Here is a 15,605-nt window from a genome sequence, read left to right as displayed (position 1 = left end):
ATCCGGAGTCGGGTCCGCGAGCCGGACCGGCGCGCGGACGCGGCCGCGTCAGTCGTTCGCCGCGACGTGCGCGAGCAGCTCCTCCACGAACCGCGCCTCGTCCTCCAGGTGCGGCGAGTGGCCCGCGCCCTCGAAGACGACCTCCCGGTAGGCGCCGCCGCTCGCGGCGTACGCGTCGAGGACCGCGCGGGTCTGCGCGATCATCGGCTGCGGCGGCGCCGCCTCCTCCCCCGGCCAGCCGGGCACGATGCCGTGCTTGCCGAGCGTGTTGAACTCGAAGAACGACTCGTCCGCGACGATCGCGTCGTGCGCGCCGCGGATCCACAGGACGGCGGGCTTCACGGGCGCCTCCACGATGCCGGTCAGGTCGAGGTGCACGACCGACATCGCGTTGAGGATGCCGCGCCCGCCGGCCGCGAAGCCGGGCCACGAGTCGGAGGCGACGCCGTCGCCGGGCTGATTGTCGGGTCCGGTCCTCGTCGACAGCATCGACTCGACCCAGAGGTCTTCGCGGCCGTCGTCGAAGCCGGGCGCGACGTAGCTCGAGCGGAAGACGCTGCGCGGGCTCGTCGCCTCGTCCGCCGACGTGTCGCCTGCCTCGAGCCGGGCGATGAAGTCGGCGTTCACGCCCAAGCCGCCCGTGCCCGCCCCGTCGGGCGTGCACGGCGTGCCGTCGAGCCGCGAGCCGAAGCCGTGCGGCGGCACGGGTGCCTGCAGCGTGATCGAGCGCACGAGCTCCGGGCGGTCGAGCAGCAGCTGCAGCACCACGCCGCCGCCCATCGACCAGCCGACGACGTGCACCCCCGAGAGGCCGAGCGCGTCGAGCACCGACGCCACGTCGTCGGAGAGGTCGCGGAGGCCGCGCGTCGCGTCGACGGGGAGCGTCTCGCTGTCGCCGTAGCCGCGCAGGTCGATCGCGACGCTCGGCCGCGGGAGCGCGAGCATGAGCGGCTGGAAGAAGAGCGACGACGACACGTTGCCGTGGACGAGCACGATCGGCGTCGCGTCCCGCGCGCCGGCGTCGGTGCCGGGCGCGCGGAGCACGGATGCCCGCAGCCGGTCGGTCTCGACGAAGGCCTGCTCGACGCCCGCGAGGATGGTGCTCACGCGAGGATCTCCGGCTCGGTCTGCTCGCGCAGCTCCTCGAGCGTGACGCCCGGTGCCAGCTCGACGAGCCGCAGCCCCTCGGGCGTCACGTCGAGCACGGCGAGGTCGGTGATGATGCGGTCGACGACGCCCTTGCCGGTGAGCGGCAGCGAACACGCGTCGACGATCTTCGCCGAGCCGTCCTTCGCCACGTGCTCCATGAGCACGATGACCTTCGCGGCGCCGTGCACGAGGTCCATCGCGCCGCCGGGCCCCTTCACCATCTTGCCGGGGATCATCCAGTTCGCGATGTCGCCGGATGCCGACACCTGCATCGCGCCGAGGATGGCCGCGTCGATCTTGCCGCCGCGGATCATCGCGAACGACGTGGCCGAATCGAAGAACGACGTGCCCGGCAGCGTCGTGACGGTCTCCTTGCCTGCGTTGATCAGGTCGGGGTCGACGGCATCCTCGGTCGGGTACGGGCCGACGCCGAGGATGCCGTTCTCGCTCTGCAGCACGACGGTCACGTCGTCGGGCACGTAGTTGGGCACGAGCGTCGGCAGCCCGATGCCGAGGTTGACGTAGTTGCCGTCCTCGAGCTCCTGCGCCGCGCGCGCGGCCATCTCGTTCCGTGTCAGTGCCATGTCAGCTCTCCCCTGTGCTCTCTACTGCTCGGTGACGGTGCGGCGCTCGATGCGCTTCTCGATGTCGGTGCCCACCTCGACGATGCGGTGCACGAACACGCCCGGCAGGTGCACGGCATCCGGGTCGATCTCGCCCGGCTCGACGAGCTCCTCGACCTGCGCGATGCAGATCCGGCCCGCCATCGCGGCGGGCGGCGAGAACTGGCGCGCCGCCTTGTTGAAGACGAGGTTGCCGTGGCGGTCGCCGCGGAGCGCGTGCACGAGCGCGAAGTCGGTCGTGATCGCCTCCTCGAGCACGAACTCCCGCAGCTCGCCGTCGACCTCGAACGTCGCCGTCGGCTTCGGGGCGGATGCCTTCGCGACCGTGCCGTCGGCGTTGTAGCGCTGCGGGAGGCCGCCCTCCTGCACCTGCGTGCCGACGCCCGTACGCGTGTAGAACGCGGCGATGCCGGAGCCGCCGGCGCGCAGCTTCTCGGCGAGCGTGCCCTGCGGGGTGAGCTCGAGCTCGAGCTCGCCCGTCAGGTAGCGGCGCTCGAACTCCTTGTTCTCGCCCACGTACGACGACGTCATCTTGTCGATCTGGCCAGCCCGCAGCAGCAGCCCGAGGCCCCAGTCGTCGACGCCGCAGTTGTTCGAGACCACCTTGAGGCCGCGCACGCCGCGCTCCTCGAGCGCCCGGATGAGCGCCATCGGGTTGCCAGAGAGGCCGAAGCCCCCGACGGCGAGCGTCGCGCCGTCCTGGATGTCGGCGACGGCCTCCGCCGCGGAGCCGTAGGTCTTGTCGATCGCCATCGGTCAGCGTCCCTCTCTGTGCGCCGCAGCCACGGGGGCCGCGGGTCCCGCGCCGGTCGCGACGAGCGAGACCGCGTCGAGCACGGCATCCGCCCCCCGGCCCAGCAGGATCGTGTAGTGGTTCGTGTGCTCGACGTCGCGCACCGCGAGCTCGGGCAGCCGCGACGTCCATGTCGCGAGCCACTCGTCATCGTAGAGGCCGGGTGCCTCGTCGAAGAGGCCGCGCGGGCTGCGCAGCAGGCGCATGGGCACGCGCAGCGCCTGCAGCGCCTCGGCGTACCCGCCGCGCCCGTCGAGCTCGACGAGGTTGGCGATGACCGCGTCGGGCGTCGCCGACGGCCGGAGCGCGCCGTCGACGTCGACGAGGTCGTAGTCGACGTACTCCTCGATCGCGGCGTTCCAGTAGGGCCCGAAGGCGGGATGCTGGCGCCAGAAGTCGCGGTACGCCTCCGCCGACGGGAAGGTGCGGCGCAGCCGCTCGATGGCAGGCCCCAGCACGTCCTCGGGGCTCACGTCGTCGGCCGCGGGCCGCAGCGGCACGCCGCCGTCGATGAGCACGAGCGCCTCGACGAGCTCGGGGTGCGCGGCGGCGAGCCGCACGGCGACGTACGCCCCCATCGAGTGGCCGACGACGATCGCGCGGTCGAAGCCGGCCGCGGCGATCACCGCGGCGACGTCCTCGGCGTGCTGCTCGAGCCCGTAGGGGCCCGGCAGCGCGCGGGAGCCGCCGCGACCGCGCAGGTCCATCGCCAGCACCGGTGCCGACAGGCGCGCGGCGACGTGCGCGAAGGAGCGGTGGTTGGCGGTGATCCCGTGGATGGCGACGACGGGCGTGCCGGAGGCATCCGGCCGCCAGAGGGTCGCGACGAGCTCGCCGCCGTCGACCGCGACGCGCAGCGGCCGCGCATCGGCGTGCTGCTCGTGCTGTGCCTGCTGTCCGCTCATCGGGCGCTCCACCCGCCGTCCATGACGTACGACGTGCCCGTCACCATGCCCGCGTGCGGGCCGGCGAGCCAGGTGGCGAGCGACGCGACCTCGTCGGGCTCGACGAGGCGCTTGATCGCGGCCTCGGTGAGCATGACCTTCTGCAGCACCTCGTCCTCGGGGATGCCGTGCGTCTTGGCCTGATCGGCGATCTGGCTCTCGACGAGCGCCGTCTTGACGTAGCCGGGGTTGATGCAGTTCGACGTCACGCCGTGCGGGCCGCCCTCGAGCGCGGTGACCTTCGACAGCCCCTCGAGCCCGTGCTTCGCGGCGACGTAGGCCGACTTGAAGGCGGAGGCGCGGATGCCGTGGACGCTCGAGAGGTTGATGATGCGCCCGAAGCCGCGCTCGTACATGCCCGGCAGCGCCGCCCGGATGAGCAGGAACGGCGACTCGAGCATGAGGGTGTGGATGCGTCGCCACATCTCGGGCTCGAGCTCCTGGATCGGCGCGACCCGCTGGATGCCCGCGTTGTTCACGAGGATGTCGGCCTCGAGCGACAGCGACTCGAGCGAGGCGACGTCGAGCAGGTCGACCTCCCACGACTCGCCGCCGAGCTCCTGCGCGAGCGCGTCGGCCGCCGCGCCGTCGCGGTCGGCGATGACGACGGAGGCGCCCTCGGCCGCGAACGAGCGCGCGATGGCGGCGCCGATGCCCGCCGCGCCACCGGTGATGACGGCCCTGCGGCCGGAGAGCGTGCTCATGAGTCCTCCTTGACGTGCGCCGTGGCGCGCTCGGTGGTGCTGTGCTGGCTGGTGCTGTGCTGGCTGGTGCTGTGCTGGCTGGTGCTGTGCTGGGTCGTGGGGTCGTGGCCGGTCTCGGCGGCGGCCGTCGGTGCGGCGGTGCCGAGCGCGCGCTGCACGAAGGCCACCATCTCGTCGAAGACGTCGTCGGGCACGGGCGTCGCGCCCGAGCCGAAGGCGCCGTCGTCGCCGGTCGGCCAGAGCACGTAGCGCATGCCGATCATCTCGCCGACGCCCATGAGCGCCCACGCCGCGACCTCCGGGTCGACGTCGCCGATCTCGCCCGCGGCCCTGGCCCGCGTGAGGCCGTCGCGGTAGCCCTCGACGATGCGCTCGTAGTGCCGGCGCATCGCGCCGGGCGAGACGTACTCCGCCTCCCGCACGACGCGGTAGAGCGCGGGGTGCTCGGCCGTGAAGGCGAAGAACTCGCGGAAGCCCTCGCGCTCGGCCTCCGCGCGGTTCGCGCCGCGCGCGGCGCCGTCGCTCATGGCCTTGCGCACGCGCCGGTTGAGGTCGTCGACGAGCTGCTCGAACAGGTCGAGCTTCGACGAGAAGTACAGGTAGAAGGTGCCCTGCGCGACCCGGGCGCGCTCGGTGATGCGCGAGATCGACGCCGCCTGGTACCCCTGCTCGGCGAACACCGCCTCGGCGGCCGCGAGCAGCTTCGCCTTCGTCTGCTCGCCGCGCTTCGTCCTCGGCTCGTTCATCGCGCCTCCGCCCTGGCCGCCTCGAAGGCGGCGATGAGCGCCCGGCGCAGCGGCTTGCCGCTCGTCGTGCGCGGGATGCCGTCGACGACCTGGAAGCGCTTGGGGTGCTTGAAGTCGGCGAGCCTGCCGTCGAGGTGCGCGTGCAGCGCCGCGTCATCCGCCGGCTCGGCGAGCACGACCCACGCGACGAGCTCCTCGCCCCAGCGCTCGCTCGGCACGCCCGCGACGGCCGCGTCGATCACGGCCGGGTGCTCGAGCAGCGCGAGCTCGACCTCGATCGGCGCGATCGACTCGCCGCCCGACCGCACGATGTCCTTCACCCGGTCGACGATGCGGATGCGGCCGCTCGCGTCGCGCGCGACGAGGTCCCCCGTGCGCAGCCACGGTCCGAAGCTCGCCGCGGCGGTCGCCTCCGGGTCGCGGAAGTAGCCCTGGAAGACCGCGGGCCCGCGGACGAGCAGCTCACCCGTGCCGGCGCCATGCTCGACGCGGCCGTCGACGAGCAGCGCGACGTCGACGTGCGGGTAGGGGCGCCCGACGGTGCCCGCGTCGCTCTGGTCCCGCGTGAGCGCGACGTTCGGGGCCGCCTCGGTGAGGCCGTAGCCCTGGCGCACGACGATGCCCGTGCGGGCCAGCTGCTCCGCGGCCCGCGGGTCGAGCATGCCGCCGCCCACCACCGCAGTGCGCACGCTCGAGAGGTCGCGCGCCTGGAAGTCGGGGTGCTGGATGAGCGCGCGGAACGTCGTGGGCACGCCCATCGTCGCGGTGACGCGGTGCCGCTCGATGAGGGCGAGCGCGCGTCCGGCGTCGAAGGTCCGCTCGAGCACGACGCACGCGCCGACCCACCAGGCGAGCAGCGGCTGCACGTTCCAGCCCGCGACGTGGTGCTGCGGGAGCACCTGCAGCACGATGTCGTCCGGCGTGAGCGGCGTGGCGCGCGAGAGCGAGAGGTTGGCCCACGCGCAGTTGGCGTGGCTCAGCACGACGGCCTTCGGCGCGCTCGTGGTGCCGGAGGTGAAGAGCATGAGGAGGGCGTCGTCGTCGCGGGGCGCGGCGGCGGCGACCGGGTGCAGCGCATCCGGCACCGACGACTCCGCGCCGGCGGCGCCGAGCGGGGTCGTGGGGATGCGCATCGGGGCCGCGTCGCCGAGCCGCTCGAGCGCTGCCTCGGCGACCGGCCGGTGATCGTCCTCGACGAGCAGCAGCGAGGGGTCGGCGATCCGCAGCTGCGCGGCGAGCTCGCCGGCCGTCAGGCGCCACGAGAGCGGTACGAGCACCGCGCCTGCCTTCGCGCACGCGAACAGCAGCACGACCTGGTCGGCCGTCGAGCCCGTCACCGTCGCGATGCGGGCGCCCAGGCCGTGACCGGCCTCCCCGAGCGCGTGCGCGAGCGCGGTGGCCCGCGCCTCGAGCTCGCCGTACGAGACGACGACGCCGCGGTCGACGATCGCCGCCCGCGCGGGCTCGATCGCGGCGCGGTCGGTCGTCCACCGGCCCAGGGTGAGCGGGCCCGGCGTCCCCGGGCCGTCCGTGCGAGCGTCGTCGACCATGCGCCTAGGCTTCCATGTCCTGCAGCACCGCGGGCTCCCCCGCGTCGCGCCGGCCGCCGCGCCGCCGCGTGACGCGGTGGGCGATGCCGACGATGCCGCCGGGCGCGAACATCACGACGAGCACGAAGAGCATCCCGAGGATGAACAGCGGCTCGGAGAGCGGGATGCGCAGCACGTCGGGCAGCCCGGCGATCGCGTCGCTCGAGGCGAGCGCCGCGAGCCGCTGGTCGAGCAGCGTGTAGACGATGCCGCCGACGATCGCGCCCCAGCGGTAGCCGACGCCGCCGAGCACGACGATCACGAGCAGGGTGAGGGTGAAGTCGCTCGTCGAGATGCGCGGGGTCGCGCTCGACTGCAGCAGCATGAAGCCCATCCCCGCGACCGCGGCGAGCACCGCGGCGGCCGAGAAGAGGAACAGCCGCACGAGGTATGGCCGCAGGCCCAGCACCGTCACGCGCAGCTCGTTCTCGCGCGCGGCCGCGACGACGTGGCCGAGCCGCGAGCGCTCGACCCACACGCACGCGAGGTAGACGATCACGAGGATCGCGAGCGCGAGCCAGTAGAGGTTGCGGGTGTTGACGACGCCGACGAGCCAGTCGGGCACGACGGCGACCGTGAGGGTGACGCCCTCCTCGCCGCCGGTGAGGCCGCCGACGTTGCGCCGGATCATCACGTTCATCGCCTGGGCGATCGCGAGGGTCACCATCGCGAACGAGATGCCGCTCACCCGCAGCGCGAGCGCGCCGACGAGGTTGCCGAGCACGAGCGCGACGACGAGCGTGATGACGATCGCGAGCAGGAAGACGGCCTCGCTCGGCATGCCGGTGGGCGCGAGCAGCCGCAGGATGATGCCGAGCCCATACGCACCGGCGGCGAAGAACATCGCGTGGCCGAACGACAGCATCCCCGCGACCCCGAAGATCAGGTGGTAGCTGAGCGCGAGCGCGGCGATGAGCATCGCGTACGCGAGCACCGTGAGCGTGCCGGGCGTGTAGGTGGGGCCCGGCAGCACGCCGGGGATGTCGATCGCGAGCAGCGGCAGCATGGCCGCGACCGCGATGACGACGGCGCCGACCGCGATGCGGCCCCAGCGGGACGCGAGGCCCCGACGGGCGGAGGCGAGGAACGTGTGCATCGTCATCCCCTAGTGCGTGACCTTGCCCATGAGGCCGGTCGGTCGTACGAGCAGCACCGCGGCGAGCGCGAGCACGACCGCGAGGTCGCCGGTGCCGCCGAGGTAGAAGTTCGCGAGCTGCTGGATGACGGCGACGAGCACCGAGGCGATCGCGGCGCCCGACAGCGAGCCGAGCCCGCCGATCACGGTCACGATGAAGGCGTAGATGAGCAGCGACGTGCCCTGGTGCGCGCCCACCTGGCCGTAGTACACCGAGGCGAGCACGCCCCCGAGCCCCGCGGCGGCGCCGCCGATCGCGAAGACGATCGTGAACGCGCGCCGCACGTCGATGCCGAGCGCGGTCACCATCGTGCGGTTCTCGACCCCGGCGCGGATGACGAGGCCGTAGCTCGTGCGCTGCAGGAACAGCACGATGAGCGCGAGCACGACCGCCGCGGAGCCGATGAGCAGCCAGCGGTCGTTCGGGATGTTCGCGCCGAGCACGTTCGTCGTCTGGCCGAGCCACTCCGGCAGCCGGATCTGGATCGGGTCGGTGCCCCAGATGCCCTCGAAGAGCGCGACCGAGGCGAGCCCGAGCCCGACGGTGACGAGCACCTGCTCGATGTGCCGGTTGTAGAGCGGGCGGATGAAGACGAGCTCGGTGATGGCGGCGACGAGCGCGCCGACGAAGAGCCCGACGAGCATGCCGACGAGCAGGCCACCCCAGCTGCCGTCGCCCACGCGGCGGCCGACCTCCCAGCCGAGGAAGCCGGCGAGCGTGAGGAACGAGCCGTGGGCGAAGTTCAGCACGCCCATGAGCCCGTAGATGAGCGAGAGGCCGCTCGCCACCAGGAAGTAGAGGGCGCCGAGCCCGACGCCGGTGATGAGCAGGAGCAGGACGGTGGTCACGCGGCCTCCTGGTCGGTCGCGACGCCGAGGTGGCGGTGCACGAGGTCGGAGTCGAGGAACTCGGCGGCCGGGCCGGTGTGCACCACGCGGCCGCCCGAGAGCACGACGACGGTGTGCGCGAGCGCCCGCACGACCTGCAGGTTCTGCTCGACGAGCAGCATGGGCGTGCGGTCGGCGGCGGCCTCGAGCGCCGTCGTGACGGTGCCGACGATGAGCGGCGCGAGGCCCTTCGTCGGCTCGTCGACGAGCAGCAGCCGGTTCTCGTTCATGAGCGCGCGGGAGAGCGAGACCATCTGCTGCTGCCCGCCGGAGAGCGTGCCGGCCTGCTGCTTGGCGCGCTCGATGAGCTCGGGGAAGAGCTCCGCGACGATCGCCCGGTTGGGGGCGCCGCCACGCTCCGCGAGCCGGAGGTTCTCCTCGACCGTGAGGCCGCCGAAGACCTCGCGATCCTCGGGCACGTAGGCGATGCCGCGCTGCACGATGCGGTGCGTGAGCAGCCCGTCGATGCGGGCGCCTGCGAACGTCACCTCGCCGGTGCGCTCGGTGAGGCCGAGGAGCGCCTTGATGGTCGACGACTTGCCCACGCCGTTGCGGCCGAGCAGCGCGGTGACGCCGTGCTCCGCGACGTCGAACGAGACGTCCTCGACGACCTGCTGGCCGCCGATGTGGGCGTCGAGTCTGCGGACGGTCAGGATGGCGCTCACACGGACTCCCCGAGGTAGGCCTTCTGCACAGCCGGGTCGGCCATGACGGCCTTCGGCGTGTCGATGGCGAGCAGCTCGCCGTGGTGCATGACCGCGACGCGGTCGACGAGGCCGAGCAGCACCTCCATGTGGTGCTCGACCATCAGCACGGTGCGGCCGGAGCGATGCAGCGTGCGGATGACCTCGACGAGCCCGGCGACATCGCCGGACCCCACGCCCGCCATCGGCTCGTCGAGCAGCACGACCTGCGGCTCGGTGGCGACGAGCATGGCGATCTCGAGCTTGCGCTTGTCGCCGTGCGAGAGCACGCCCGCGGTGGTCCCGCGGTGGTGGGCGAGCCCGACCTCCTCGAGGCAGCGCAGCGCGACGGCGCTCGCCTCATCGTCGGCGCGTGGGAACCGCCAGGGGCTCGTCGCTCCCCCGAGCCTCGCCTGCGCCGCGAGGCGCACGTTCTCGCCCGCCGTGAGGCCGGCGAAGACGCTGGAGGTCTGGAACGTGCGGCCGAGACCGGCTCGCGCCCGCTGGTGCACCCGCTGACCGGTGACGTCGTCCCCGCCGAGCAGCACCCTGCCGCTCGTCGGGACGGCGACGCCCGAGATGATGTTGAACAGCGTGGTCTTGCCCGCGCCGTTGGGGCCGATGACCCCGATCATCTCGCCGGTCGCGACCTGCATCGTGACGTCGCGCAGGATCCGCGCACCGCCGATCTGCAGGCCGACGGCGTCCAGCTCGAGCGCGGGCCGGTCGGCCCTCACTGGCCCGCGACCGGGGGCGCGACCATCTCGGCGTCGATCGCCTGCACGAGCTCCGGCGCCCACGTGCCGCCCTCGTCGACGAGCCGCACCTGGAACATCGGCTGGATCAGCGCGTGGTCCTCGGCGCGGATCGTGAGCTCGCCCTTGACCGACTCGAAGGTCCAGCCCTCGAGGGCGGCGATCATCGCGTCGACGTCGCCGCGGCCCTCGGTGATCGCGTGCACGAGCATCTGCGCGCCCACGAAGCCGTCGACGGTGAAGAGGTCGGCCTCCTGCCCCGCCTCCTCGAGGAACGCGTCCATCGCCTGCGCGGGCTCGGTGTCGGTCGCGCCCGGGAAGTAGTGGTTGAGGAACTGGATGTCGGCGGAGCCGGGGCCGTAGGCCTGGTACGACGCGCGGTCGGCGAGGCCGGTGACGACGGTCGTCGACTCGAGCACCTGCTGCTGCGCGAGCGCCTCCCACATCGCGCCGGTCGTCGCACCGGCCCACGCCACGAAGACGAGGTCGGGCGAGGCCGCGGAGATCTGCCGGGCGAAGGGGGTGAACTCGGTCGCGTCCTCGGCGACCAGGATGGGCGTGACGGTCGCGCCCTCGCCGCCGAGCACGGCCTGCACCGAGGCGACGTTGCCCTGGCCGAACGCGTTGTCCTGCGCGAACACGACGATGTTCGAGCCCTCGACGCTGTCGAGGAAGGTCGCGGCGGTCGCGACGTCCTGCAGCGTCTGCCTGCCCGAGCGGAACGTCTGGTCGTTGACGCCCGTGATCGCGTCGGCGGCGGCCGGGCCGGAGAGGAAGAGGGTGTTGTTCTGCGCCGCCTGCTCGGCGACGGCGAGCGAGACGCCGGAGGCCGCGGAGCCGCCGATGATCTGGAAGCCCTGACCGATGACGTCCTTGGCCTGCGTGACGGCGGTGTCGGGGTTGCCCTGGTCGTCGATCCACTCGATCGTGAGGTCGATCCCCTCGATCTCGCCGGTGCCCCCGGTGGCGTAGTCGAGGCCGGCCTCGAAGCCCTGCTGGTAGCTCTCGCCGTAGGCGGCGAGCGGGCCGGTGATCGACGTGATCATGCCGACGTTGACGGCGACGCGCTCCTCGCCGCCGTCGCTGCTCCCGGCGGAGGGGGCCGGTGCGGTGGTGGGCGCGCACGCCGTGAGCGCGAGCGCAGCGAGGGCGATGCCCACGCCGGCGAACTTCGTTGTCCTGCGCATGAGTTGCCTTTCGAGCAGTGCGAGCCTCAGCTGGCGCATGCTCGGCGGGCGAGCGAGCACTCCGTCGTGCGGCTTCACGGTGACCATAACCTGACAGGTGGTTCAGGTTTCAGGTCCAGCATGCGACGAGGCGCGCCGCGTGTCAAACCGCCGCCGCCACCGTGACCGGATCGTGATGATCGGAGCGGGGGCCGGCCGCCGCGCGAGCTCGGCGCGCGACGGGTGGCCGCACCTGCGACAGGTGGGCGCGCTCGCGGCAGGTGGGGCTGCTGGCCCACCCCTCGCGGGCGGCGCCACCCGTCGGCGCGAGCGGCGCGGTCCGCTCAGCGGAAGGTGTCGAGCGCGGCGGCGAAGCGCGCCGGGTCCGCGCGCGTCGCGTCGGTCATGAGCAGGGCCGAGGCGCCGATCCGTCGGGTGTGCTCGCCGTGGCACGGGATCGTGACGATGCGGGTGAGCCCGGCTCGCCACGCCGGGATGAGCGCGCCGAGGGCCTTCCACTCGGGCTCGTCCTCGTGCCGGCGCGACCAACCCCGCATGAGGCGATCGACGTGCCGCTCGTTCCAGCCGAGGAAGCCGACGTCGAGCGCGCTGCCGCCGAAGCGCATCGCCCAGCGCGGTCCGAGCAGCTGCTCGAACAGCTCGTGCCGCTCCGACGACCCGAGCACTGCACGATCGATGGCTTCGAGCAGCCCCGGCTCGATCCCGCTCCCCGCATGGCGCAGCGCGCCGCCCCAGAGCTGCGGCCACGCCGCCTCCCAGACCGCCGCATCCGGAGTCGTGCCCTGGGTCGCGGGCGCGTCGACGAGCAGCGGCGGCGCGTCGCCGGCCGGCTGCAGGCCGTAGGCGTCCCGGATCCACAGCAGCTCCAGGAGGAACGTGGGGTGGTCGTCGATCGTGATCGCCATGTCGTCGGGCCAGCGAGGATCGATGCCCCATGCGCTCAGCCGCATCGCCCCTCCGCTCTCCGGGTGGCGCCAGTGTCGCATGCGCGGCCGCGACAGCGGGAGGGACCCGATCCCGGCTCGCGGACCCCCGATCTCGGGTCCACGAGCCGGGAACGGGTCCACCGGCTGCCTGCCGTCAGCGGGCGAGCTCCGACCACCGGTCGTCGAGCCGGTCGAAGCCGGCGTCGATGCCCTCGGCCATGCCGCTCGCGTAGGCGCCGTCGCGCATCTCCTTCGACGCGTAGGTGATGACGGTGCGCATCGTGGTCACGCCATCCGCCTCGACGAAGGTGACGACGTTGCTCGTGGGCGGGAGCTCCATGCCGCCCATCGCGGACCCGCCCATGTGCTCGGTGCTGACGAGGCGGTGCGGCTCCTCCGCTTCGAGGATGTCGCCGTGGATCTCGAGCTCGCCCTGCGCGTCGACCCACACCCAGCGGAACGAGCCGCCGGTGCGCATGTCCATCTCGCACACGGGGAACTCGGTCTCGGGGTTGGGCCCGAGCAGCCACGTGCGGACGATCTCGGGGTCGGTGTAGGCCCGCCAGACCTCGGACGCCGGCGCGGTGAAGGTGCGCTCGTAGGCGATCGAGGTGTCGTCGGGCATGCTGAACTGGGTCTTCATGATGGCTCCTTGTCGGTCCCCGACGTGAGGTGCGCCTCGAGGCGGTCGAGTCGGGCGTCGACCTCCTCTTCGAACTGCGAGACGAAGACGGCAGCCCGGATGAGCGGCGCGAGCTCGATGATCCGGTGGATGCGCTGCGCGTCGCGCTCGGCGCGGATCAGCCCGGCCTCCTCGAGCACCTTGCAGTGCTTCGAGACGGCCGGCTGGCTGAGCCCGGCGAGCGCGGTGAGCTCGGTGACGGTCGCGGGGCCCGACCGCAGCCGCAGCAGGATGCGACGGCGCGTGCGATCGGAGAGCGCGGCGAAGATGCGGTCGAGCGCCTCGTCGTCGAGCCCGTGCTCCATGTCCATCACCTCTGTCCATCACCTCTTGGTTCTATAACTAGTTGGCAATGTACGGCGATGCCGCGGCGGATGTCAACCCCGGGTGTCGGATCCGATCGATGCCGACGGCGGCGCCTCGCGCGCCCTGCCGGCTGCGGCGTCCGCGCATCGGCCGGCCACCGTCTCGAGCGGACCGCGGGCACCGGCGCTCGCGAGCACCGCACCCAGCGCGATCGCGATGCCGACCTGCAGCGCCCACGCGAGCCATCCGGCGGCGAGCCAGCCCGCCGGCCCCTGCGCGAGGGGCACGAGCGCCGAGAGCAGGGTGACGTGCACGACGTAGATGGAGAGCGGCGCGGCGCCGGCTGCGCGCAGCGGCTCGATCGCGCGGGCCGAGCCGCGCGGCAGCGCGATCACGACCAGCGACAGCAGCGCGATCACCACGAGCGCGATGCCGACGGTGCGGGCGATATCGGCGGGCGTGCCCGTGTGCGGCGCGGCGAGCAGCTGCCAGACGGGCTCGACGCCCGGGACCGCGCCGTAGCCGTTCGCGAGCAGGTCGTCACGGGCGAGCTCCGGCCCGCCCGGGTACCGCGCTCCGATGAGCCGCAGCCCGAGCTCGCTCGCGGCGACGCCGAGCGCGACGAGGGCGGCGCCGACGCCCGCGAGCGCGATGAGCGCCGGGCGCTCCCTGCCGCGCGACCGCGCCGCCGCCAGCGCCCGGGCGACGAGCATCCCGATGAGCAGGTAGACGAGCCAGACGAGCGCGGGGTAGACGCCCGTGAGCGCGATGTCCTGCAGCGTCCCGGGCGGGTCCGCCACGAGCGTCACGATCGAGCTGGTCTCGCGGAGCACGCCGAGCCGATCGCGCGCGACGGCGACGAGCCAGCCGGCCGAGCCCGCCAGCACGAGCGCGACGGCGGCGACGGCCCAGGTCGGCAGCAGCAGGAACACGGATGCCGCCGCGATCGCGAGCCCGAACGGCGCGAGCACGACGTACACGGCCGAGGCGATCGGCGCGAGCAGCAGCCCCAGCACGAGCACGACGAGGCCGCGCGCGATGGTCGCGCGCACCGCCGCCGCCCGCTGCCCGGCCTGGAGCCGCGATCGCGCGGCGAGCGCGACGCTGACGCCGCCGAGCACGGCGAAGAGCGTCGACGGCGGCCCGTCGATGAGCGCGACCACGCCGGGTCCCGGCTCGGGCTCCGAGAAGGCGAGCGTGTGCGACGCCATCATCCCCGCGACGGCGACGAGCCGCGCGAGGTCGATGCCCACCCACCGCGCGGAGCCGCTCACCCGTCCATCGTCCCGCATCGCCGCCTCCCGAACCCTCGAGCTTCCCCGAACGGCGGGTTTCGCGGCGCAGAACCCGCAGGAGAGGGAAGTTCGGCGGACGGGGCGGTCAGTCGCGGTGCGAGTCCTTCTCGAGCCACTTCTCGGCGCGGTGCTCGGCGATGACGCGGCGCGCCGTGCCGGTCTTGGAGCGCAGCACGAGCGACTCGGTGCGGATCAGCGGGCCCTTGCGGCGCACGCCGTCGAGCAGCTGGCCGTCGGTGACGCCCGTGGCGACGAAGTAGGTGTTGTCGCTCGAGACGAGGTCGTCGAGCGCGAGCACGCGGGTGAGGTCGTGACCCGCCGCGATGACCTTGCGGTGCTCCTCGTCGCTCTGCGGCGAGAGGCGCCCCTCCATGAAGCCACCGAGCGCCTTGATCGCGCAGGCGGTGATGACGCCCTCGGGCGTGCCGCCGGCGCCGGCGCACATGTCGATGCGGCTCTCCCAGCGGGATGCGTTGATGCCGCCGGCCACGTCGCCGTCGCGCATGAGGCGCGTGCCTGCGCCTGCCGCCCGGATCTCCTCGATGAGCTCGGCGTGCCGCGGGCGGTCGAGCACGGCGACGACGATCTCCTCGACGTCGCGGCGCTTCGCCTTCGCGAGCTCGCGGATGTTGTCGCCGATCGACTGCTCGAGCGAGATGACGCCGATCGCCTCCGGCCCGGCGACGAGCTTGTCCATGTAGAACGCGTCCACGGGGTCGTACATCGTGCCGCGGTCGGCGACGGCGATGACGCTGAGCGCGTTCTGCCGACCGGCGGCGGTGAGCGAGGTGCCGTCGATCGGGTCGACGGCGATGTCGCACGACGGGCCGCGGCCGTTGCCGACGTGCTCGCCGTTGAACAGCATGGGCGCCTCGTCCTTCTCGCCCTCGCCGATGACGATGACGCCGTCGAACGCGACGGTCGCGAGGAACGTGCGCATCGCATCCACCGCCGCGCCGTCGGCGGCGTTCTTGTCGCCGCGGCCGATGAACGGCACCGCGCGGATGGCGGCGGCCTCCGTCGCGCGGACGAGCTCCATCGCGAGGTTGCGGTCGGGGTTGTCGAAGACGGGGGCCTTCTGCGAGTCGAGCTGCTGCGCCACGGGTGCCACGGTGTCCTCCATCGATGAGCCTGCTTCGAGCGTAGTGAGGGGATGCGCCGGACCCGCCACCCGGGCGCCGAAAGTCCCGCGGTTCCTTC

17 protein-coding genes are annotated in these 15,605 nt (G+C 73.1%); all 17 read right to left on the bottom strand.

Annotated elements, in window-relative coordinates; translation table 11 throughout:
* Window positions 1-48: 48 nt before the first annotated feature.
* The 17 genes from ACVWW9_RS09095 to glpX all read right to left on the bottom strand — a co-directional run bounded on the left by ACVWW9_RS09095 (window position 49) and on the right by glpX (window position 15,528).
* Window positions 49-1,107, bottom strand: a complete 1,059-nt coding sequence (locus ACVWW9_RS09095) for an alpha/beta fold hydrolase (RefSeq protein WP_456515224.1) — start codon at window positions 1,105-1,107, stop codon at window positions 49-51.
* Entirely contained in the window at window positions 1,104-1,733 is a 630-nt protein-coding gene (locus ACVWW9_RS09090; protein ID WP_123697360.1) for a CoA transferase subunit B, read from the bottom strand. Before ACVWW9_RS09090 ends, ACVWW9_RS09095 begins: the two co-directional genes overlap by 4 nt.
* 21 nt (window positions 1,734-1,754) lie before the next feature.
* A complete protein-coding gene (locus tag ACVWW9_RS09085; protein ID WP_354255639.1) occupies window positions 1,755-2,525 on the bottom strand; it encodes a CoA transferase subunit A in 771 nt (256 codons plus the stop codon).
* Window positions 2,526-2,528: 3 nt separating this feature from the next.
* Complete coding sequence (locus tag ACVWW9_RS09080) at window positions 2,529-3,470, bottom strand: alpha/beta fold hydrolase (protein ID WP_456515223.1); 942 nt, start codon at window positions 3,468-3,470, stop codon at window positions 2,529-2,531.
* On the bottom strand, window positions 3,467-4,213 hold the full coding sequence (locus tag ACVWW9_RS09075) for a 3-hydroxybutyrate dehydrogenase (protein WP_456515222.1): 747 nt from the start codon (window positions 4,211-4,213) through the stop codon (window positions 3,467-3,469). The genes ACVWW9_RS09080 and ACVWW9_RS09075 overlap by 4 nt, the downstream gene beginning before the upstream one ends.
* Complete coding sequence (locus tag ACVWW9_RS09070) at window positions 4,210-4,959, bottom strand: TetR/AcrR family transcriptional regulator (protein WP_456515221.1); 750 nt, start codon at window positions 4,957-4,959, stop codon at window positions 4,210-4,212. The genes ACVWW9_RS09075 and ACVWW9_RS09070 overlap by 4 nt, the downstream gene beginning before the upstream one ends.
* The gene (locus tag ACVWW9_RS09065; RefSeq protein WP_456515220.1) at window positions 4,956-6,509 is read right to left on the bottom strand and encodes a class I adenylate-forming enzyme family protein; all 1,554 of its coding nucleotides are present in this window, start codon (window positions 6,507-6,509) and stop codon (window positions 4,956-4,958) included. The genes ACVWW9_RS09070 and ACVWW9_RS09065 overlap by 4 nt, the downstream gene beginning before the upstream one ends.
* A 4-nt stretch (window positions 6,510-6,513) precedes the next feature.
* Window positions 6,514-7,650, bottom strand: a complete 1,137-nt coding sequence (locus tag ACVWW9_RS09060; RefSeq protein WP_456515219.1) for a branched-chain amino acid ABC transporter permease — start codon at window positions 7,648-7,650, stop codon at window positions 6,514-6,516.
* Window positions 7,651-7,653: 3 nt separating this feature from the next.
* Window positions 7,654-8,532, bottom strand: a complete 879-nt coding sequence (locus ACVWW9_RS09055) for a branched-chain amino acid ABC transporter permease (RefSeq protein WP_456515218.1) — start codon at window positions 8,530-8,532, stop codon at window positions 7,654-7,656.
* Entirely contained in the window at window positions 8,529-9,236 is a 708-nt protein-coding gene (locus ACVWW9_RS09050) for an ABC transporter ATP-binding protein (RefSeq protein ID WP_456515217.1), read from the bottom strand. The genes ACVWW9_RS09055 and ACVWW9_RS09050 overlap by 4 nt, the downstream gene beginning before the upstream one ends.
* Window positions 9,233-9,991 carry an ABC transporter ATP-binding protein gene (locus tag ACVWW9_RS09045; RefSeq protein ID WP_456515216.1) on the bottom strand — a complete coding sequence of 253 codons (759 nt, stop codon included), beginning with the start codon at window positions 9,989-9,991 and terminating at the stop codon, window positions 9,233-9,235. The genes ACVWW9_RS09050 and ACVWW9_RS09045 overlap by 4 nt, the downstream gene beginning before the upstream one ends.
* Window positions 9,988-11,196: a substrate-binding domain-containing protein gene (locus ACVWW9_RS09040; RefSeq protein ID WP_456515215.1), complete on the bottom strand. Its 1,209-nt coding sequence runs from the start codon at window positions 11,194-11,196 to the stop codon at window positions 9,988-9,990. The genes ACVWW9_RS09045 and ACVWW9_RS09040 overlap by 4 nt, the downstream gene beginning before the upstream one ends.
* Before the next feature lie 323 nt (window positions 11,197-11,519).
* Window positions 11,520-12,146 carry a hypothetical protein gene (locus ACVWW9_RS09035; protein WP_456515214.1) on the bottom strand — a complete coding sequence of 209 codons (627 nt, stop codon included), beginning with the start codon at window positions 12,144-12,146 and terminating at the stop codon, window positions 11,520-11,522.
* Window positions 12,147-12,276: 130 nt separating this feature from the next.
* A complete protein-coding gene (locus tag ACVWW9_RS09030) occupies window positions 12,277-12,765 on the bottom strand; it encodes an SRPBCC domain-containing protein (RefSeq protein ID WP_456515213.1) in 489 nt (162 codons plus the stop codon).
* Complete coding sequence (locus tag ACVWW9_RS09025; protein ID WP_456515212.1) at window positions 12,762-13,109, bottom strand: ArsR/SmtB family transcription factor; 348 nt, start codon at window positions 13,107-13,109, stop codon at window positions 12,762-12,764. Before ACVWW9_RS09025 ends, ACVWW9_RS09030 begins: the two co-directional genes overlap by 4 nt.
* A 72-nt stretch (window positions 13,110-13,181) precedes the next feature.
* Complete coding sequence (locus ACVWW9_RS09020) at window positions 13,182-14,384, bottom strand: acyltransferase family protein (protein WP_456515211.1); 1,203 nt, start codon at window positions 14,382-14,384, stop codon at window positions 13,182-13,184.
* A gap of 106 nt (window positions 14,385-14,490) precedes the next feature.
* Window positions 14,491-15,528: a class II fructose-bisphosphatase gene (glpX, locus tag ACVWW9_RS09015; RefSeq protein ID WP_123697349.1), complete on the bottom strand. Its 1,038-nt coding sequence runs from the start codon at window positions 15,526-15,528 to the stop codon at window positions 14,491-14,493.
* Window positions 15,529-15,605 lie beyond the last annotated feature (77 nt).

It is taken from the genome of Agrococcus sp. UYP33, from assembly GCF_054060915.1.
The sequence above is the reverse complement of the archived record's forward strand: the minus strand, read 5'-3'. Positions and strand labels throughout refer to the sequence as shown.

Bases quoted from the DNA above. Each gene is read 5' to 3' on its own strand.
- ACVWW9_RS09090 (WP_123697360.1), bottom strand. From the start codon at position 1,733: ATGGCACTGACACGGAACGAGATGGCCGCGCGCGCGGCGCAGGAGCTC.
- ACVWW9_RS09085 (WP_354255639.1), bottom strand. From the start codon at position 2,525: ATGGCGATCGACAAGACCTACGGCTCCGCGGCGGAGGCCGTCGCCGAC.
- ACVWW9_RS09080 (WP_456515223.1), bottom strand. From the start codon at position 3,470: ATGAGCGGACAGCAGGCACAGCACGAGCAGCACGCCGATGCGCGGCCG.
- ACVWW9_RS09075 (WP_456515222.1), bottom strand. From the start codon at position 4,213: ATGAGCACGCTCTCCGGCCGCAGGGCCGTCATCACCGGTGGCGCGGCG.
- ACVWW9_RS09070 (WP_456515221.1), bottom strand. From the start codon at position 4,959: ATGAACGAGCCGAGGACGAAGCGCGGCGAGCAGACGAAGGCGAAGCTG.
- ACVWW9_RS09065 (WP_456515220.1), bottom strand. From the start codon at position 6,509: ATGGTCGACGACGCTCGCACGGACGGCCCGGGGACGCCGGGCCCGCTC.
- ACVWW9_RS09060 (WP_456515219.1), bottom strand. From the start codon at position 7,650: ATGACGATGCACACGTTCCTCGCCTCCGCCCGTCGGGGCCTCGCGTCC.
- ACVWW9_RS09040 (WP_456515215.1), bottom strand. From the start codon at position 11,196: ATGCGCAGGACAACGAAGTTCGCCGGCGTGGGCATCGCCCTCGCTGCG.
- ACVWW9_RS09035 (WP_456515214.1), bottom strand. From the start codon at position 12,146: ATGCGGCTGAGCGCATGGGGCATCGATCCTCGCTGGCCCGACGACATG.
- ACVWW9_RS09030 (WP_456515213.1), bottom strand. From the start codon at position 12,765: ATGAAGACCCAGTTCAGCATGCCCGACGACACCTCGATCGCCTACGAG.
- ACVWW9_RS09025 (WP_456515212.1), bottom strand. From the start codon at position 13,109: ATGGAGCACGGGCTCGACGACGAGGCGCTCGACCGCATCTTCGCCGCG.
- glpX (WP_123697349.1), bottom strand. From the start codon at position 15,528: ATGGAGGACACCGTGGCACCCGTGGCGCAGCAGCTCGACTCGCAGAAG.